The organism is Pseudomonas sp. PVC-5-1, from assembly GCF_057444345.1.
The window spans coordinates 2,826,084-2,844,165 of the sequence record NZ_CM172024.1 but is presented as its reverse complement, the minus strand read 5'-3'; the positions used below and the strand labels follow the sequence as shown (position 1 = coordinate 2,844,165).

The 18,082-nt window shown below is 60.1% G+C and carries 23 protein-coding genes; 10 read left to right on the top strand and 13 right to left on the bottom strand.

Annotation, left to right across the window (positions count from 1 at the left end; translation table 11 throughout):
- Positions 1-35 precede the first annotated feature (35 nt).
- The 3 genes from AC2T3R_RS12975 to AC2T3R_RS12965 all read left to right on the top strand — a co-directional run bounded on the left by AC2T3R_RS12975 (position 36) and on the right by AC2T3R_RS12965 (position 2,611).
- Complete coding sequence (locus AC2T3R_RS12975; RefSeq protein WP_486745248.1) at positions 36-1,640, top strand: hypothetical protein; 1,605 nt, start codon at positions 36-38, stop codon at positions 1,638-1,640.
- A 212-nt stretch (positions 1,641-1,852) separates the two neighbouring features.
- Positions 1,853-2,167 (top strand): hypothetical protein, encoded by a 315-nt coding sequence (locus tag AC2T3R_RS12970; protein WP_486745247.1) that lies wholly within the window; start codon positions 1,853-1,855, stop codon positions 2,165-2,167.
- 66 nt (positions 2,168-2,233) lie between these two features.
- Positions 2,234-2,611 carry an NUDIX domain-containing protein gene (locus AC2T3R_RS12965; protein ID WP_024087115.1) on the top strand — a complete coding sequence of 126 codons (378 nt, stop codon included), beginning with the start codon at positions 2,234-2,236 and terminating at the stop codon, positions 2,609-2,611.
- Positions 2,612-2,656: 45 nt separating this feature from the next.
- On the opposite strand, the gene AC2T3R_RS12960 is transcribed toward AC2T3R_RS12965, so the two are convergent.
- On the bottom strand, positions 2,657-3,610 hold the full coding sequence (locus AC2T3R_RS12960) for a GlxA family transcriptional regulator (RefSeq protein ID WP_054571942.1): 954 nt from the start codon (positions 3,608-3,610) through the stop codon (positions 2,657-2,659).
- 106 nt (positions 3,611-3,716) lie between these two features.
- On the opposite strand from AC2T3R_RS12960, the gene AC2T3R_RS12955 reads away from it, so the two are divergent.
- The 3 genes from AC2T3R_RS12955 (at position 3,717) to AC2T3R_RS12945 (ending at position 6,479) form a co-directional block, all read left to right on the top strand.
- Positions 3,717-4,514: an SDR family NAD(P)-dependent oxidoreductase gene (locus tag AC2T3R_RS12955; protein ID WP_410952437.1), complete on the top strand. Its 798-nt coding sequence runs from the start codon at positions 3,717-3,719 to the stop codon at positions 4,512-4,514.
- 20 nt (positions 4,515-4,534) lie between these two features.
- A complete protein-coding gene (locus AC2T3R_RS12950; protein WP_232881510.1) occupies positions 4,535-5,299 on the top strand; it encodes an SDR family oxidoreductase in 765 nt (254 codons plus the stop codon).
- Positions 5,300-5,471: 172 nt separating this feature from the next.
- Positions 5,472-6,479: a zinc-binding alcohol dehydrogenase family protein gene (locus AC2T3R_RS12945; RefSeq protein ID WP_039613412.1), complete on the top strand. Its 1,008-nt coding sequence runs from the start codon at positions 5,472-5,474 to the stop codon at positions 6,477-6,479.
- Between the two features lie 49 nt (positions 6,480-6,528).
- Here the strand turns inward: AC2T3R_RS12945 and AC2T3R_RS12940 are convergent, their stop codons facing one another.
- The 9 genes from AC2T3R_RS12940 to AC2T3R_RS12900 all read right to left on the bottom strand — a co-directional run bounded on the left by AC2T3R_RS12940 (position 6,529) and on the right by AC2T3R_RS12900 (position 11,935).
- Positions 6,529-7,503, bottom strand: a complete 975-nt coding sequence (locus AC2T3R_RS12940) for a LysR family transcriptional regulator (RefSeq protein WP_410952439.1) — start codon at positions 7,501-7,503, stop codon at positions 6,529-6,531.
- Positions 7,504-7,588: 85 nt separating this feature from the next.
- Entirely contained in the window at positions 7,589-8,395 is an 807-nt protein-coding gene (locus AC2T3R_RS12935; RefSeq protein WP_410952440.1) for a DUF3618 domain-containing protein, read from the bottom strand.
- Positions 8,392-8,820, bottom strand: a complete 429-nt coding sequence (locus tag AC2T3R_RS12930) for a phage holin family protein (RefSeq protein ID WP_486745246.1) — start codon at positions 8,818-8,820, stop codon at positions 8,392-8,394. The genes AC2T3R_RS12935 and AC2T3R_RS12930 overlap by 4 nt, the downstream gene beginning before the upstream one ends.
- The gene (locus AC2T3R_RS12925; RefSeq protein WP_486745245.1) at positions 8,820-9,407 is read right to left on the bottom strand and encodes a hypothetical protein; all 588 of its coding nucleotides are present in this window, start codon (positions 9,405-9,407) and stop codon (positions 8,820-8,822) included. Before AC2T3R_RS12925 ends, AC2T3R_RS12930 begins: the two co-directional genes overlap by 1 nt.
- A 241-nt stretch (positions 9,408-9,648) precedes the next feature.
- The gene (locus AC2T3R_RS12920; RefSeq protein ID WP_015270276.1) at positions 9,649-10,173 is read right to left on the bottom strand and encodes a hypothetical protein; all 525 of its coding nucleotides are present in this window, start codon (positions 10,171-10,173) and stop codon (positions 9,649-9,651) included.
- A gap of 106 nt (positions 10,174-10,279) precedes the next feature.
- Entirely contained in the window at positions 10,280-10,576 is a 297-nt protein-coding gene (locus AC2T3R_RS12915) for a DUF6555 family protein (protein WP_015270275.1), read from the bottom strand.
- A gap of 112 nt (positions 10,577-10,688) precedes the next feature.
- A complete protein-coding gene (locus tag AC2T3R_RS12910) occupies positions 10,689-11,402 on the bottom strand; it encodes a DUF72 domain-containing protein (RefSeq protein WP_486745244.1) in 714 nt (237 codons plus the stop codon).
- A complete protein-coding gene (locus AC2T3R_RS12905; RefSeq protein ID WP_013972584.1) occupies positions 11,402-11,698 on the bottom strand; it encodes a hypothetical protein in 297 nt (98 codons plus the stop codon). Before AC2T3R_RS12905 ends, AC2T3R_RS12910 begins: the two co-directional genes overlap by 1 nt.
- A gap of 18 nt (positions 11,699-11,716) precedes the next feature.
- Entirely contained in the window at positions 11,717-11,935 is a 219-nt protein-coding gene (locus tag AC2T3R_RS12900; protein ID WP_013972583.1) for a hypothetical protein, read from the bottom strand.
- Positions 11,936-12,189: 254 nt separating this feature from the next.
- On the opposite strand from AC2T3R_RS12900, the gene AC2T3R_RS12895 reads away from it, so the two are divergent.
- Positions 12,190-12,633, top strand: coding sequence for a patatin-like phospholipase family protein (locus tag AC2T3R_RS12895; RefSeq protein WP_410952443.1), 444 nt, complete (start codon positions 12,190-12,192; stop codon positions 12,631-12,633).
- A gap of 22 nt (positions 12,634-12,655) precedes the next feature.
- On the opposite strand, the gene AC2T3R_RS12890 is transcribed toward AC2T3R_RS12895, so the two are convergent.
- A complete protein-coding gene (locus AC2T3R_RS12890) occupies positions 12,656-13,114 on the bottom strand; it encodes a MaoC family dehydratase (RefSeq protein ID WP_039613420.1) in 459 nt (152 codons plus the stop codon).
- 105 nt (positions 13,115-13,219) lie between these two features.
- Entirely contained in the window at positions 13,220-14,110 is an 891-nt protein-coding gene (locus AC2T3R_RS12885; protein ID WP_486745243.1) for a LysR family transcriptional regulator, read from the bottom strand.
- Between the two features lie 127 nt (positions 14,111-14,237).
- Between AC2T3R_RS12885 and AC2T3R_RS12880 the strand changes: the two genes are divergently transcribed.
- Positions 14,238-15,068 (top strand): oxidoreductase, encoded by an 831-nt coding sequence (locus AC2T3R_RS12880; protein ID WP_410952444.1) that lies wholly within the window; start codon positions 14,238-14,240, stop codon positions 15,066-15,068.
- A 47-nt stretch (positions 15,069-15,115) separates the two neighbouring features.
- On the opposite strand, the gene AC2T3R_RS12875 is transcribed toward AC2T3R_RS12880, so the two are convergent.
- Positions 15,116-15,991, bottom strand: coding sequence for a LysR family transcriptional regulator (locus AC2T3R_RS12875; RefSeq protein ID WP_486745242.1), 876 nt, complete (start codon positions 15,989-15,991; stop codon positions 15,116-15,118).
- 153 nt (positions 15,992-16,144) lie between these two features.
- Here AC2T3R_RS12875 and AC2T3R_RS12870 point away from each other — a divergent pair, with 153 nt between their 5' ends.
- Positions 16,145-16,570, top strand: coding sequence for a VOC family protein (locus tag AC2T3R_RS12870; protein ID WP_410952446.1), 426 nt, complete (start codon positions 16,145-16,147; stop codon positions 16,568-16,570).
- Between the two features lie 102 nt (positions 16,571-16,672).
- A complete protein-coding gene (locus tag AC2T3R_RS12865; RefSeq protein ID WP_486745241.1) occupies positions 16,673-17,929 on the top strand; it encodes a cation:dicarboxylate symporter family transporter in 1,257 nt (418 codons plus the stop codon).
- Positions 17,930-18,082: the final 153 nt, after the last annotated feature.

Below are 18,082 nucleotides of genomic sequence, written 5' to 3'. Positions count from 1 at the left end.
CGGGTGCGGCTTCACAGCTTGCAAGGAGCGCAATGATGTCCAGGTCACGCTTGAGTCTTCTGTCGCTGCTGTGCGGCATTCTACTGTGCCTGTCGACCCCGCAACCCGCCACGGCGGCCACGCTGTCGGACGCCGATACCTGTGTACAGCAGCAATTGGTGTTCAACCCGGCCAGCGGGGGATTCCTGCCGGTCAACAACTTCAATGCCACCAGCCAAGCGTTCATGAACTGCTTTGGCTGGCAGTTGTTCATTGCCTTGAACTGGCCGGTGAACCCCGGTTGGCCGGCCACCGCCAGTCTGGCGGGCGAACCCGACATGCAAAGCACGCTGGCGCAGTTCGGGGTCCCCTCCACACCGGGTCAACCCATGAGCGTGGCCCCGGTATGGGCCAGCTACAAGGACGCCAACGACATCTTCCTGCCCGGCGCCCCCACGCCCACCGGCTGGGGCGTGCAAACCCTGGTACCGTCCGACTGCAGCACCCAAGGTAGCCTCAAGACACTCAAGGTGGGCGCGCGCAAGTTCATGAACGCCACCTCCGAAGGCGCGATCAATGCCTTGCACGGTTTCCACCTGTCGACCGGGACACTTGCCTCCATTCCCGACCCGGTCATGGAAGCGTCCGGCGGCTGGCTGACGGACCAGGCGGGCAAACTGGTGTTTTTTGAACGCAAGGTGGGCAAGGCCGAGTTCGACTACATCGTCGACAAGGGGCTCTACGACGCCGCCAACCAATTGAAGGTCGCGCGAAACCTCGACGGCCAGACACCGGAGGGCCTGTCGCTGCCCATCGGTGAACCGATGCGTTCACTGCCAACCTCCCCAGTGCCACAGGAGCAACTGGGCGCGATCGAACTCAAGGCCGCCTGGCGGGTGCTGACCGGCAAACCCGAGCTGTTCGGGCGCTACCTGACTACCGTGGCCTGGCTCAAACGCCCCGACACGCTGGAGTGCACCCAGGAGGTGGTGGGGCTGGTGGGCCTGCATATCATCAACAAGACCCAGGCTTCGCCCAACTTCATCTGGACCACCTTCGAGCAGGTGGACAACGTGCCCGAACCGGCCCAGGTTCCGCCGCAACAAACCCCGCCAAACGGGTTTGCCTTCAACAACCCTGACTGTGGCAACGGCCCCGAGTGCACACCAAACCAAGCCCGTATCCAGTGCAAGCAAACGCATCCCGACAAGGACTGCACCGATCTCTTCCCACGCGACCAGCCGGTACAGACCACCCGCGAACACCCCGTGCCCGGCGACCTGCAAGCCCTCAACAGCGCGGTACAAGCCAACTTCGCGCAGCACAGCCAAGGCAAGTCGGTGTTCCAGTACTACAAGCTGATCAACGTACTCTGGACCCTCGCCCCCAATCCGCCCAGCCCGGAACCGGGCGCCAACGCGCAAGTGCCGCTGTCGTACGGGCCGTTCATCAGCCAGGGCAACGTGCCGGTGGCCAACACCACCATGGAGACCTACGTGCAGGGTGATAACTGCAACCAGTGCCATCAGTACGCGACGATTGCCGGCAGCCCGTCATTGGCCTCGGATTTCTCTTTCCTGTTCAACAGTGCCGGTTCCGCCAGCAACAAAAGCCTGATCAAAAGCGTCAAAGCCTTCGAAACCCTCAAGGACCGCCCCTGAACCGCAAAAGGGGCGATCTCCGATCGCCCCGAACAGGGTTTCGCAGATGGCGCTGCCCTTCAGGCACCTTCCTGCCCACACACCAAAATCTCGTACCCCTGAAATTCATGCGTTTAGTCAGCTAGCCAAATATTCCTTGAATACCGCGCGAACGGGCCTCGGTCATAACAGTACACACAGACCTTCCTGTGTTTGACCCGAGGTAAGCGATCATGGCAAACAATCAAGACAAAGGTGGCAACCAGGGCAATGCTGACACCGGCATGGGCAACAATACTGCCGGACCTGGCCAGCAAGGCGGCCAAGGTTCGGGGGGGCGGATGCCCGGTCAGCAGCAAGGTGGCAGCCAATCCGGCCAAAAACCTGAGGACAAGATGAACAAGGACTGGGAACGTTCCCGTGATACGGGCAGCCAGGGCGGCCAGGGTACGACCGACAAGCAGAACCAGAACCTGCAAGACAAGGACCGCATGGGTGGTCAGCAAAACCAGGCAGATGATCAGCAGCAGTGGGATAAAGAGCGCTGATAATCAGCAGCGGGCATCAGGGTGATTGCTGCCCTGATGCCACCTCCATGGTACGGGAGGGGCATGATGAACAACGCCAGAGAACGACACTCGACGGTCATTTGCCTGCAGGCAGGACGCATCCTTTTCGTGCGCAAGCAAGGCGCTGAATGGGCGTTGCCAGGCGGGAAGATTGACCCAGGCGAGCATCACCTGGATACAGCGCAGCGCGAGCTGATGGAGGAAACTTGCCTACCCTTCAATGGTGCTCGATTCCTCAACCATTACGTGCTCGCAGGTGAGGAGCACTACCTCTATCAGCTGCCTGTTGAAGCGGGAGCAAAGCCTGCTGCAGATCACGAGATAGTCGAGTGCCGCTGGTTCACCGCGCCAGAGCTTCACGAAGTTCGGGTGAAGCCGTCCAACATCGAGTTGCTTGAACGAGAGCACCTGCTTCCTGTGTAGTGGATCAGAGCCAGAAAGCGCACATCCATCGGGCTGGGTCCGTTGTCATTCAACCAATATGACCCGCCGGGCATCTCTTCGCACGGCTTGAGGCGGGACACCAAAACCACGAATGAACACCTCCCGCATGTGCCGACGGTCCCTGAACCCGGTTTCCTTCGCCACCACATCCAGGCTGTGGCGACTCTGCTCGATCATCAGGCGGGCAGCCTCAAGGCGCAGGCTTTCCACAGCCTTGGCAGGTGATTGACCTGTCTCGGCAGTGAATACGCGGGTAAATTGTCGGGGGCTCAAATGCACGGACTCGGCGAGCTCTTCGACACTCAATGGACGGCTCAAATGCTTGCGTGCGTAATCCAGGGCGTTTTGTATCCGATCAGACTTCGGCGAAAGCGCCAGCAACTCGGAATGCTGCGATTGCCCACCGGAGCGGCGCTGATGCATCACCAGCTTGCGTGCCACTGACCTGGCCATCTCGGTTCCCAGGTCTTTTTCCACCATACCCAGTGCCATGTCCAGGGCGGCGGTCATCCCGGCGGACGTCCAGATCTGCCCGTCCACAATGAAGATTCGGTCTTCTTCCACTTCGATCTTCGGGTGCAGTTCACGCAACTTTTTCGCATAGGCCCAATGTGTCGTGGCCCGCCGGTTGTCCAGCACGCCTGCCTGGGCCAACACGAAACAGCCGGTACACAGACCGGCCGTGCGTCGAGCGCCATCGACAAAGCCTCTGACGCTGGCCAGCACTTCCTCGCCTGGCGGAGTCAGCGGCGTCAGGGTTCCCGTGATCATCCAGGTATCAGCCAGACCAGGAGCGCCCAACGGCAGCGTGTCCATGTACATGCCCAGGGAAGAACGCACCGTGCCGCCGCCGATGGAAAAATTCTGGATCTTGTAAACCGTTTCGCCCGCGACAATGTTCGCGAACTCGAACACGGCCTGCGTCGCCAGCGACATGATCTGGAAACCTTCGGTGATGAGATAGCCGACCCGGTGCATGGTTGGAGCTCCACATTGGATGTCCTGAAAACGTACCATATGTGTCGTTTAAGACAAAGGCGACCTTCTGCATCATGGGCTCCACATCCAACAACGGAGCATGACCATGAAGCAGCAATTCAAAGGCACTGCCCTCATCACTGGCGCCTCTACCGGCATCGGCGCGATCTACGCAGAACGCTTGGCGCGTCGGGGTTACGACCTGGTGCTGGTGGCTCGCAACCGGGAGCGCCTCAATACGTTGGCCAGCCGGCTGACTACAGAAACCCGGCAGAACGTGGAGGTGTTTCCGGCAGACCTGGCAAACACAGATGACCTGGCCAAGGTAGAACGCAAATTGCGCGAGGACGCCAGTATCAGCCTGCTGGTGAACAACGCAGGCATAGGCACCCACACCAGCCTGCTGGAAAGTGATGTCGAGCGCATGGCTGAAATGATCACCCTCAACGTCACCGCCCTCACCCGCCTCACCTACGCGACCATCCCCGGATTTGTCGCCCGTGCGCAAGGCGCCGTGATCAACATCTCGTCCGTTGTCAGCCTGGCGCCGGAGCTGCTCAATGGTGTGTACGGTGGCAGCAAGGCGTATGTCACCGCCTTTACCCAGTCCCTGCACAAGGAGCTTGCGGACAAAGGCATAAGGATCCAGGCAGTGCTGCCAGGAGCCACCGCCACCGACTTCTGGCAGATCGGCGGCTTGCCGGTCGAAAACCTTGATCCGGGTATCGTGATGTCGGCCCAGGACCTGGTGGACGGTGCCCTGCAGGACTTTGACGACGAGGTACTGATCTCTATCCCCTCGATGCATGACCTGAAGTCCTTCGAACGCTACGAGGCCAGCCGGCAAGCCCTGTTCGGCCAGCTGTCCAGCAATCAGCTTGCCCCTCGCTACAACGCCAACTGAACAATGCAAGGAGACGGATCATGAAACTTAGCGCAAACACCATTTTCATTACCGGCGGTACCTCAGGCATCGGCCGCGCCCTGGCCGAGGCATTCCACCAACGTGGTAATAAAGTGATCGTTGCGGGGCGCCGTCAGGCACTGTTGGATGAAATCGCCCAGGCCAACCCGGGGATCGATACAGTGCGCCTGGACATCAATGATCCGCAGCAGATCAAGGAGGTGGCCCAGGATGTGATCCGCCGCCATCCTGCATTGAACGTGATCATCAACAATGCCGGCGTCATGCCGTTCGACAATCCGGCTTCCGGGGACTTCGACGACGAACAAGCAGTGAGCCTGCTGCAGACCAACCTGCTCGGCCCGGTGCGCGTCAGCGCAGCCTTCGTCGAGCACCTCAAGCGCCAACCGGATGCTTGCATCATCAACAACAGTTCGGTTCTGGCCTACCTGCCGCTGGCGGCCACCGCTTTGTATTCGGCGACCAAGGCCGCCATCCACTCCTACTCACTGTCGCAGCGGTTCAGCCTGCGTGACACCAGCGTCAAGGTACTGGAAATTGCGCCACCTTGGGTGGACACCGATCTGATTCACAAGAGCGGTGATGAGCGCGCCATGCCGCTGGATGATTTTATCCAGGAAACCTTGGTCAAGCTCGAATCCGCAACCACGGAAGTCCTGGTGGATCGTGTCGTCCCGCTGCGAGCCAACCAGGGCCTGAACGAACACGAACTGATTCACCAGTTCAACCTGGCGCTGGTTGAGAACCCGATCCCTGTTGCCTGAACCCAATTCCCGAGTCCCGACAACGTTGCGCAGTCTGTTGGCAGCGTTCCACCACAAGGCAGCTAGCCGATTTTCAGCGAAATGCGGAAAGTGTTCCGGCAATTGCCCGGTTTTTCAGGGAGGGCGACACGATTAGCCTGTTACCACTGTTTACCTGAAAGGTCACATCCCAATGAAAGCAATCGTCTACGACACCCCCGGCCTCCCGATCCAGGATTCCCGATCGTTGTACGAGCACGAACTGCCCAAACCCACGCCCGGCGCGAGGGACCTGTTGGTGGAAGTCAAAGCTATCGCAGTAAACCCGGTCGATACCAAGGTCAGAGCCAGCCGCGGCGGCGCCCATCCCCAGGTGTTGGGATGGGATGCCGTGGGCGTCGTTCGCGAGGTCGGCGCCGAGGTGTCGTTGTTCCAGCCTGGCGACGAAGTGTTCTACGCCGGCGCGATCGACCGCCCGGGCACTTACAGCGAGTTTCACCTGGTCGACGAACGCATCGTCGGGCACAAGCCTCGTACTCTGGACAATGCCAGTGCCGCAGCCTTGCCGCTGACGTCCATCACCGCCTGGGAGCTGCTGTTCGACCGCCTGGGTGTTGAGGAAAATGGCGGCGCTGGCAAGAGCCTGCTGATCATCGGTGCCGGCGGCGGGGTTGGTTCGATCCTGGTACAGCTTGCACGCAAGCGTACCCAGCTCAAGGTGATCGGTACCGCGTCACGGCCTGAAACCCAGGCCTGGGTCAGCGAACTCGGGGCACATCACGTCATCGACCATTCGGCATCCTTTGCCCTGCAACTGGAGCAACTCCAGCTCAACCCAGTGGATTACGTGATCAGCCTGACTCACACCGATGCGTACCTCGCGCAGATCGTCGAAGTCCTGCGCCCACAGGGCAAGCTCGCGCTGATCGATGACCCTGAGCATCTTGATGTCGTGCCGTTCAAGCGCAAATCGCTGTCGGTGCACTGGGAGCTGATGTTCACACGCTCGCTGTACCAGACCGAGGACATGATCAAGCAGCACCATCTGCTGGAAAAAGTCTCGACGCTGGTCGACGAAGGGGTCATCAAGACCACCGTTGGCGAGCACTTCGGCAGCATCAATGCCAGCAACCTCAAACGCGCCCATGCCCTGATCGAAAGCGGCAAGGCAAAAGGCAAGATTGTCCTGGAAGGCTTCTGAGCATTCATCCAGTCAAGGTAACCAAGGCGGGGCCATGAGCCCCGTCAGCTTATCCATCAGCACCGATGAGCTGCTCGAAACGCTCCGCCAGAAACGCTCTGAGCACCTGCACGGCAGGTGTGAGCGAGGTTCGATGAGCGCACACCAGTTGCAACGGCGCAGGTTGGCCGTAATCCCAAGGAAACAACTCGACCAGCCGCCCAGCGCGTATATCCGCCAGAACGTCCAGCCTGGATTTGTAAACGATCCCCAATCCTTCAACGCCCCAGCGCCGAACGACATCGGCGTCATCGCTCAAGCGGTCGCCTGTAACCTGGACGGTCTTGATTCCATCGGGCAAATGGAAACTCCATCGCTCGTAAGTCTGCTCGCCCATCACATAGCGCAGGCAATTATGCCTGCCCAGGTCTTCCAGAGCGTCTGGCGCCCCATGTCGTGCCAAGTATTGAGGTGAGGCGCAGACCGTTCTGCGATTCCCTGGGGCGAGCATCAGTGAAACGAGGCTGGAGTCTGCCAGTTGCCCATACCTGATACTCGCATCCAGTTGCTGGCCGACAAGGTCGGCCACCTGATCGCTGACCCGCAGTTGCAGCGTCACCTTGGGGTTCAACCGCTGGAAATCGTCGAGCCAGGGCAGCAGCAGATTCCTGCCAATATCCGAAGGGATGGACAGGCGAAGTGTACCCGCGATCTCATCTCGCCCTTCGGTCAGCGCCACCTCACCGGCGTCCAGTGCGTCCAAGGCCTGACGGGCATGGGGCAGATATCGCTCGCCATCATCCGAGAGCCGCAAACGCCTCGTGGAGCGCACGAACAACCTGGCACCCAGGCTGCTTTCCAGTCGCTGGACAGCCCCGCTGGCCAAGGCCGGTGAAATATCCAACAACCTGGCCGCTGCCGAGAAGCTGCCGGCAAAGGCTGTTGTGACGAAGACCTGAAGATCATCAAACCGAACTGTTTTCTTCACTGTGGCGAATTCTTGACCTGGCGCGTGGGCCAAAGCGTAGCGATATTGCGCAGCCATTCCCAGCCTGGGCCTATACAACCTTCGTGATGAGCCGCCAGCCCTCTGCGCAGGCAGAGGGGCCGGCGACGCACATCCCACGGGATCAGGAATTGAAGCCCAACCCTGAGGAAAGGTCGGAGTCTGCAGCCTTGCGCTCGGCCTGTGTAGACGCTTTACCACCCACCTTGTCGAACGACTCTTCGACCGACGCCTTCACTTCGCGGCCCTTGGCCTTGAGTGTGTCGCTCAAACGATCACTGCTGGCGCCCATCAGCTGGTCTTCCTTGCGGGTAGTGGGTAATGCGGCCCCCAATGCCGCACCCAGTGCTATGCCCAAAGCGGCCAATACCAGAGGTTGCTCCTGCAGCAGGTGATCGAACTGGCCCTTCAGTGCCGTGGCCTGATCTGCGGCCTTGTGTGCCGAATGGCGCAGGGTATCCGCGGAAGCCCCCACGGAGTCGCGGGCGCCGCTGCCAAAGTCGCTGGCCCGATCGCGCATGTCATGGGCTTTCATGCGCACCTTCTGGCTGGCGTCGTGCACTGCCTCCCCCGCCTGCGCGAAAGCGCCCTTCACCGTGTCCACCGCGTCGCCGAGTTTTTCGCCCAGCCCAGGCCCATGGTGTGCAGGCCCGGGGTTGAAGGGGCGGTTCTGGTTCAGGCCCAGCCAGGCCAGGCCCAATACCGTCAGGGTTGCGGGTACGGGGTTGTTCTTGAGGGTGGTGCCAAGGTTCTCGAAGAACTCGCCGCCATTGCCCTTGGCATAGGCCAGGACCCGGTCGACCATCTGGCCCGGGCTCAGGCGCTGTTCGAGGGCGTCCACCAGATCGCTGATGTGCTCGCGCTTGGCGTTGATTTCCTGCTCGAGCAAGTCAGGGTCTTTGTGCGCTTCATGTTCGAAGGAAGTGGTCATGGCAGTTTCCTCTTCAGCGTGTCCTTGTCCTGCTGCATGGCATGCAAGGTACGGTCAGGGGCCAGATGCGTGGGTTCGAACCGTTTCTTGCCCGACTGCAACATGATGAACCCGATTACCAAGGTGACCGCGCCCACGATCAGGGCTGCCAGCCAGGGTTCGAGCACCATCGCCAAGGCGTAGACTGCCGCCAGCAACAGGATGACGAAGCCCGCCAGCATCACGATCGCACCCGCTGCCAACGCAGCCGTGCCGGCCTTGAGGGTGGCGAGGTTCTGCTGCAGCTCTGCCTTGGCCAGCGCCAGCTCCTTGGTGAACAGGTCCGGTACTTCCCGCATCAGATGGCGCAACAAACCGCCAACACCGACGGCGTCGTCTTCCGCCGTGTGCAAGCTCGGGGTGGTATGCAAGGGTTCTTTGTTCATCATTCACCTCCTTTGAGTGGATCGCGCTCGAACGGGCTGCCACTGACCGGCGTGCCTGCACCAGGACCGACTGGGTCGACTGGGGTGAAAGGTTCACGGGTGGATACGTCGCTACCACGATCAGGCACTGGCTGCGCGGGGCGGGACTGTTGCCAATCACCGGACGACGCAGGGGTGGTGGACTCATGGCTGCTGCTGGCTCGCATGAAACGCGATACGGCAAACCCGATGGCGACGCTACCGGCCAGGAATAGCGCCGGGTTGCTCCTGGCCAACTGAGCACCACGCTGCAGCAGGCTTTCGGCACTTTCATGGCGTACCTGTTCGGCGAACTCACCCACGCACTCTGCTGCCTGGTTCAGGTACTGCGACAGCCCGAGACTGTCCTTGCCTTGCAGCGCAGCTGCCGCCGAACGCGCACCTTCCTCGAGCGAATCAAGCTGATCGGCTGCGTTATCGCGGTAGTGTTCGAACTGCTCGCTGCCTTTGTGCCTGGCCTCGCCAAGCAGCGCACCGGCGTCATCGATCAAGGCATGTTCCTGGGTGCTACCGGGTGGAGACGTCGAGCTTTGATTAGTCTTGTCCATCGTTTCGCCCTCGAAGCTGATTGTTGGGTGGATGCCGTCTTTACTGGGGCATTCATTCGAGGGACGCAGGTGGGGCTGCAGGAGTTCAGCGTTTGTGATCTATGACACTTGTCTGGAGACCCAAAGAAAATGGCGCAATCAAACCTGGTTATTGGTACCGGAGCAAAGGCTTTGAAGGTGGCGGTAATCAGCGTCGACAACGATTGGAGTACCGCGTTGTCTCGGGGTGCAGCCGCGCCGCTCACGCCAGCTGGATGAAGACCGCGTAAATACCGAGAATCATCCAGAAGACCAGGAATATCCAAGGCGTACGCAGCGAAAATAACAACGACTTGCGGTGCCCGGCCAGGGAGGTTTCCGCCTCGCTGAACAGTGGCGATTCGTCATATGCCAGGCCCATCAATGGCTCGCTGCGCAGAAGGTGGCTCTGTTTCAATTGCCAGTGCTCGATGATCTTGTAGGCCGCGCGAATGCCCGGCCAGGCATTGAGTGAACTCAACACGCCCAGCAATGCGAGAAACGGGGGAACCACCAGCGTGAACATCTCGCCCCAGCTCTGGTTGAGGTTACTCATTGACGACACGAAGGCGATCACCAGAAACGACTGGGCAGCTAGATAGGCGTCAGTGCGGTTGGCAAGGATGCTGGTCTCGTACTGGATTTCACGGCGGTAGAAATCCAGGCGTTCCTTTGGCGAGCCGAACATGCGGGCGTTCCGCTCGCTGATCTCGTGTTCAGGGGTGCCTGGAGTGATGATTTGCGGCACGTACTGGCTCCTGAAAGTGAGAGTGATGGTGCCTCGAAACTTGGGAAACGAACCCATGAGCGCAAGCCTGCCTGAAGACTTCAGGCAGGCTTGCGCTCAACAAGCTTCAGGTATTGCCGGTACCGCTATTGGAAAACTTCTTCACATCAATGGTCGGTGCGACGAACTCCGGCCCGTCGCCCGATACCCGCCAGCGCACATTGCCGATGCCGTAGCGCTCAGCCATTGGCCGGCTGACCTTCTTGATCTTGTGCTGGCCGAACCGTGGAATGATACCCACGCCGGCATCGCAACTTGCCCAGTGCCAGGCTTCGGCGTTGTCCATACGCTCGAGCCGGATGATGAAGGTGCGAAATTCCCCATGAAGCTCGTACTCGATCACATACAACTGCTGTCCAGCCATTGCACTCTCCTTCACCAATTCAGACTAATGGAGCGAGCGACGTGTAAAAAGATTCATTAATTTTGACTGATTGGTCATCGCTCTTTTCCATCGCCATGCTTCCATCACTTCCTCAGCGCAAATGCCGCTCCAAAGCCAGTGCATTGGCTATCGCAGCGCCGGAGGCGGTGTTATCGAAAATGCACCAGGTGGGCACTCCGGCGGCAAGGCTGTGCGGCAAGCGTTCAGCCAGACGCTGCAGATATTCGTCGGAATACTCGCTGTGGTAGATCCTCGGTTCGCCATGCAGGCGCCAGTAGACCAGCCCCGGCCAACCTCCCGGATGCGCATCGGTAACGAAGCGCGACGGGCTCGCGGCAACCTGGGCGATGCGCAAATCGACCAGCATCGGTTGCGCCGATTGCCAGCTGGCGTGCCTGGGCTCCAGCGCTACCGGCCCGTCATACCGTTGCCGCAGGCTTTCGAAGAAACGTCGCGCATGCTGGGGGTCATGGCCAAGCGATGGCGGCAGTTGTACCAGCAGGCAACCCAGGCGGTCGCCCAACTGACCGCATTGAGCAAGAAACCTGTCCAGCGCGTCCTCGCACCCGCAGAGCCGCTGCTCATGGCTGATGGCCTTGGGCACCTTCACCGCAAAGCGGAAATGCTCAGGTACGGACGCAGCCCAACGGGCATAGGTTTCCGGGCGATGGGGCCGGTAGAAGGAACTGTTGATTTCCACTGCATTGAAGCGGGTGGCGTAGCGTTGCAGGTGGCTGCCGGGCTGCGCAAATGCCTCGGCGTAACGGCTCGACAGGCTCCAGCCAGCGCAACCGAGATAAATCATCAGCTACCTGCCGGTTCGCCACGCAACGCCTCGCCCTCACCCGCGACGCGTCGGGCATATCCCACACCCCACAGCAACGCACGCCTCATGGTTTCCCCCGCGCGTTGGTCATAGATCCGTTCGCACAGCACCGAACCGTCGGTGCGATAGACACCAATGAACAACTGCGTGGCGCCTGTGCGTGACAAGCGCGTCTGCACTTCCAGGCAAGTGCCGGTTCCGAGCGTTTCCTCATGGGTTTGATGGTGCAGGATCGGGTCGCACCACTTTCTATAGGTTTCACCTCTTCTTTTCATCTGCCAGCCCTCACCTTTTCATGGTTGCTGATAATGCCCCGGTGACGTGCCTGGCTCATGGTCGTGCTCCAGACGTTGCACCTGCACGTCAGTGAAAGATGACGCTTCGTTGCGGTGCAGGCCTTGGAGGTAATCGCGCGCTGCTTCGCGGCTCAGGTCCTCCTGGTCGCTGCGCAATTCGCAGGTGCCGGGTTGGTTGTCGAGGATGTAGCTGATCAGGTACAGGTACTGGGCCATCGCTGTAACTCCTGCTGGCTGAATGAAATCGGGCGACTCAGCTCGATTGATCCTGGCTTGAGTGCAGCCGTTCAGCAGCGACGACGACCGGCTCAGGAATCAGGGAGGGCTGCCATCCGCAGACTGGGCTGAGCAATCAAGGGAAGTGGACGCCAGACATCCAGGCGAACAAAAGACGGGGCGTGCCTGGATCCAGACGTACCTCCCCTGCCAACTACACTCAGTCGACACACGTCTGCGCAGAGACAGCAATCATGCCTACGCAAACCGCAATCGTGTTCGCTGGCGGCGGCAGTCTGGGTGCGGTCCAGGTGGGGATGCTGCGGGCCCTGGTCGAAGCCGAAGTCCAGTTCGACATGGTGGTTGGCGCCTCGGTAGGCGCCATCAACGGTGCCTACTTTGCAGCAAGGCCCAACGCTCAGGGTGTCGAGACTCTCGCCGAATTCTGGCGGGGCCTGAGCAGAACCGAGAGCATGCGCCAGCTTGTGAGTGACATCGAACACTTCCGCACGCTCACCAGCCTGCATATCGTTCCGCCCTTGTGCCCGGTCGATGTCTCGGTATTCAACTTCGACCAGACCGAGTCGTTGCTGGAGCGGGCCTATGAGCAGACGCTTCGGTGGCTGGACCACGGCGGGCTCGAACGGACCAAGGTGCCGGGTGCCCTGACCGTTCACTCGCATGCCCATGAGCATTGAATGATGTGGACAGTTCGGGGCCTTACGCATCTGCCCGGCGAAACACCAATACCCTTGAAACCGTGGTTTGGCATACGGCATCGTCCTGATTGAGCGTGATGCTCTCAAGGACAGCGAAGCCCCGGTCAGGCTTGGACTTCGACGCGGCAAGCTCCCTTATGGTTGTGGTCACTCGCAACAGGTCACCTGGTCGCACGGCCCTTGGCCAGCTGATTTCGCTGCCGGCGCCGATGAGCCCTCCAGCCACTGGAACACTCTCTACCAACAACCGCATCGTGACTGCGCAGGTATGCCAGCCGCTAGCAGCCAGCCCAGCAAAAAAGGTTTCTTGTGCAGCATCGGGGTCCGTATGGAATGGCTGGGGGTCGAACTCCGAGGCGAAACTCAGGATCCGCTCCTGGGTCATTTCATACGAGCCGCTCATGAAGGACTCACCTACTTGCAAGTCCTCGAAAAAGAGCCTTTCAGGTGCAGAAGCCATGAGTTACCTCCTGGGTATGCAGGCAGCGACGGCAAAGCGAAACGTCTGGAACTGGCGCCAGTTTAGCCCTTCCCTACCTGCCTGCCTCCAAAAGCCACGCTCACGCTAGCGCTGCTCCCGTACGAACTCGATGAAGGCCCTTAACGCCGCAGGCACCTGGCGGCGGCTCGGGTAGTACAGATACAGCCCCGGGTAGTAGTGACACCAGTCCTCCAGCACCTGCTGCAGATGGCCACGCTCCAGGTGCTCCTTGGCCATGTCTTCGAACACATAGGCCAGGCCGAGCCCTTGCAAGGCAGGCGCCAGCATCAGGCTGACGTCACCCAATACCAAGGGCCCCTGGACATCGACCTCCAGTTGCACACCCCCGCGCTCGAACTCCCATCGATAAAGTGCGCCACCAGGGAAGCGGTGCCCGATGCAAGGTAGTTGCTTCAAGTCTTGCGGGTGCTGTGGAACAGGATATCGATCGAAAAACGCGGGCGCCGCTACCACCACCGAACGAAGGTAAGGGCCGATGGGCAGCGAAACCATGTCCGCCTGGAGTCGCTCCCCCAGGCGCACGCCAGCGTCAAAGCCGGTGCCCACCATGTCCACCAGCGCATCGTCACTGACGATTTCCAGGCGTATCTCCGGATACGCCAGCAGAAAGCGATTGGCCAGTGGCAGTAGCGCGAGCTCTACTGCGGCGCGCCCGGCAGTGATACGCAGGTTGCCTGACGGTTTGTCGCGGAAGTTGTTGAGGTCCTCCAGCGCGTCGGCGATGTCCCGAAAGGCCGGTTGCAGCCTCTGGTAAAGACGCTCCCCGGCCTCGGTAAGCGCCACACTGCGCGTGGTGCGGTTGAACAGGCGAACATCAAGACGGGTTTCCAGAGCCCGCAGCGCATGGCTCAGGGCCGAGGGCGTAAGGCCCAGTTCGACTGCCGCGCGGCTGAAGTTCAGGTGGCGGGCAATGCACAGGAACAGGGACAGATCGGCGGTGCTGGTTGGCTTCATTACTGAAAGCTACTCAAAGGCCTATGTAATATTCATGGGATTATCACAGCAATCCGCAGATTTTAAAGTTCGCTCAACTCATCGAGAAGGCCCGCATGGTGCAGGGTCGGATACAGGAGGAGTTGACATGCGTACCTGGCTTATTACTGGCGCTTCCCGCGGTTTCGGCACCCTGATCGCCGAACAGGCCCTGGCAGCGGGTGACGCCGTCATCGCAACGGCGCGTAACCCGGAAGACATCGAGGCTCGCCTTGGCCGGCACCCGAACCTGTTGGCCGTGCGCCTGGATGTGACCCGCGAAGAGGACGCCCATGCGGCGGTCGCTGCTGGCATCAAGCATTTCGGGCAAATCGACGTGCTGGTCAACAATGCCGGTTATGGCGTGCTCGGCGCGGTAGAAGAAACCAGCGCCAGCGAAACCGAACGGCTGTTCGCCACCAACGTTTTCGGGCTGCTCAACGTAACCCGCGCCGTACTGCCCCACATGCGTCGCCAACGCAGCGGCCACGTGATCAACATCTCGTCGCTCGGCGGCTACCAGGCCTACATGGGCTGGGGGGTGTACGGTTCGACCAAGTTCGCGGTCGAAGGCATCAGCGAAGCGATGCATCAGGAGCTGGCCCCCTTGGGGATCAAGGTGACCGTGGTCGAGCCGGGCTTCTTCCGTACCGACTTCCTGGATGACCAATCGCTGGTGAAGACAGCCCTGGAGCTGCCTGACTACGCAGCCACCGTCGGCGTCATGCGCCACCACGCCGAGGCGGCCAACCATGCCCAGCCCGGCAACCCTGCGAAGCTGGCCGAAGCCCTGCTGGCCCTGGTCAATGCAGCGAACCCGCCACTGCGCCTGGCGCTGGGCAGCGATGCCGTCGCGCGCATCGAGGCCAAGAACAGCGCGGTAGAGCAAGAGCTGGCCCAGTGGCGGGACCTGTCGCTCTCTACCGACTTTGCCGCGTAGCCGTCGCTGGCGTGCCAAACCTGAACCGGGGGCGCCGGTTCAGGTTGTCAGTGGCATTGAACAGCCGCCTCGACAATCAGCTGGACCAAGAGCGTAACCTGCACGCTCAAGGCAACGTTTGCAGGGTGAACCAGGCCAATGTCGCGATGGAACGTGTGGGCGCCAAGATCATAGGCGCGCACGGAGGCAGGCCAGGCGTCCCGGCTGACTGTTTGTGGTACCAACGCTACCCCCACACCCTTCCCGACCAGTTCGGTGATGGCATCCAGTTCGTCCAGTTCGCACACGTCTCTGGTATTGAAATGAAATTGTCGAAGGAAGCGGTCGACCTGGCGCCCACCAAATGACGAGCGATCGTAGCGAATGAAGGGTTGGGTCGAAAGCATTTCGCCCCACTCTGCATCCGCGAGCCCGGCTGGAACGATCAGCCTGTAAGGCTCGCTTGCCAACGTTGTCCAGTGCAGATCGCTTTGCAATTCGAACGGCGGCCTGATGATCACGGCAATGTCGATTTCCCGGGCATCTACCGCACTCAGCAGCTCCAGCGACAGGCCAGGGATGATCCGCGTGCGACATTCAGGCCGGGCACCATGAAACTGCGCCAGTGCTTGTGGCAGCAGTGACCTCTGTACCGACGCGATAGCGCCGACCTCGACCTGCACGGTAGGCGCCACACCCTGTGCACCGGAACCCAGGCTGTTGTAAAGCCTGACGAGTTCCTGGGCCTGCTCCAGAGTCTGCTGCCCGCGCCTGTTCAGCTGGGCGTTGCGGCCTTTGCGTTCAAAGATCTCATACCCCAGTTCGGCCTCCAGCCTCTGCATCTGCGCGCTTACGGCCGCCTGGGTCAGGTTCACCTTGAGCCCGGCCGCAGCGAACGTGCCCTCCCGGGCCACGGCAATCAGGGTCTTGAGCTCGCGGATCATTCATAAATTTCCTTTGTGTTTTCAAGAAAAATATATTGATTTTTTTATCACTTGGCCACTCCTAGAATCGGCAAGCACAAGAAACAAGCCACCCACCCCATCGACAACCTGTTACTTCACAGGTCGTTACCCATAGCCCTCAAGGAGTTTCTGATGAGCCTGTCCCCCTTCCATCTCGCCATTCCGGTTTACGATATTCCCGCGGCTCGCAAGTTCTACGGCGAGGTGTTCAACCTTGAAGAAGGACGTTCCGCAGCCCAATGGGTCGACTTCAACTTCTATGGCCATCAACTGGTCATCCACGAACATCCCAAGATGCCCTACCAGGAACATGCACTTAGCAACCCGGTAGATGGACACAATGTGCCAGCCCCTCACTTTGGCGTGATTCTGCAGTGGGACGAGTGGGAAGCGCTTGCCAAGCGCCTGACCGACCTGGGTACCGAATTCGTCATCGAGCCCTACATCCGCTTCAAAGGCCAGGTGGGCGAGCAAGCCACCATGTTCCTCTTCGACCCGTGTGGTAACGCGCTGGAGTTCAAAGCGTTCAAGGACATGGGACAGATCTTCGCCAAATAGCGTTGTTTGCCCGCGTGCTCCCGGGCGTGAGCGCGTCGCTCACGCCTTCAATTACTGCCAACAGCGCAGCACACCTTAAATCAATAAAAACAGGCTGGCGTCATGAAAAAAGTCCCACTGGTCTGGCAGATCCTTATCGGCTTATTGCTCGGCATCAGCGTTGGCTGGTTCTTGAATACACACCCGGAACATCAACAATGGGTCAGCAGTGAAGTGCTCAAACCCCTGGGTGACATCTTCATCAAGATGATGAAGATGATTGTCGTGCCCATCGTCTTCTGCTGCATGGTGCTCGGCATTGCAGGGGGTGGCGACAACAAGTCGTTTGGCCGTATGGGGGTCAAGTCCCTTGGCTACTTTTTCGCAATCACCACCTTGGCAATCATTGTCGGGCTCGTGCTGGCCAATCTTCTGGGGCCTGGTTCAGGTACGGTGATCGCCGGCATGGCGGGAGGCGCTGCGAGCATTAAATCGGAACCTGCAAAAGGCGCTTTGCTGATCCTGCAGAACATTGTGCCGGACAACCTCTTCCAGTCGCTGTCCGAAGGCAAGTTGCTTTCCATCCTGTTCTTCGCGGTACTATTCGGTATGGCCCTGAACGCCTTGCCGCGCGAAAAGAGTGCCCCAGTCGTAGCGACACTCCAGGGCACCGCCGACGCAATGTTCAAGCTGGTGAACTATGTCATGGCATACGCGCCCATTGGGGTGTTCGGCATGATCGGTTCCACCGTGGCAACCTTCGGCTTCGCCTCCCTGCTGCCATTGATGAAGTTGATCGGGGTCGTTTACCTGGCACTGATCCTCTTCGCTCTGATCGTACTTGGCGGTATCTGCCTGTTGATCGGCGAGAACCTGTCGAAGCTTGTCCGCTATTTCAAGGACGAGTTGATCCTGGCGTGCTCGAGTGCGGCATCCGCGGCGGTAATGCCACAGCTGATGGAGAAGCTTGAACACTATGGTGTTCCCAGACGTATCGTCAGCTTCGTAGTACCGGTCGGGTATGCGTTCAACCTGGATGGGGCGTCGATTTTCCTGGGGGTCGCGACGATCTTCATCGCCCAGCTTTACGGTATAGACCTCACACTGTCCCAACAAATACTGCTGGTCGTGACCATGGTGCTCACCTCCAAGGGCGCAGCCGGTGTTCCAGGCTTCGCAATCATCATCCTCTCGGCCACGCTGGCATCTGCCGGGCTTCCCCTCGATGCTGTGGCGCTGGTGGCAGGCATCTTCCGAGTGATTGAAAGCGGGACTACCACGCTGAACGTGCTAGGCAATGCAATCGCACCACTGGTGATTGCCCGTTGGGAGGGGGTTCAGTTGAAGCCATCCCGGCGTGAGGCGGCGAGTAGAGGTTGATGGGCCAATTGCCCAGCCCTTCGAGCTGCGCTGTCGCGCAGGGAACGATATTCGAGAGCGAGTCACATTCCCTGTGGGAGCGGGCGTGCCCGCGAACACCGGCGCAGCCGGTGCCACGCACCGCGTTGGCCGTTTCGCGGGCGCGCCCGCTCC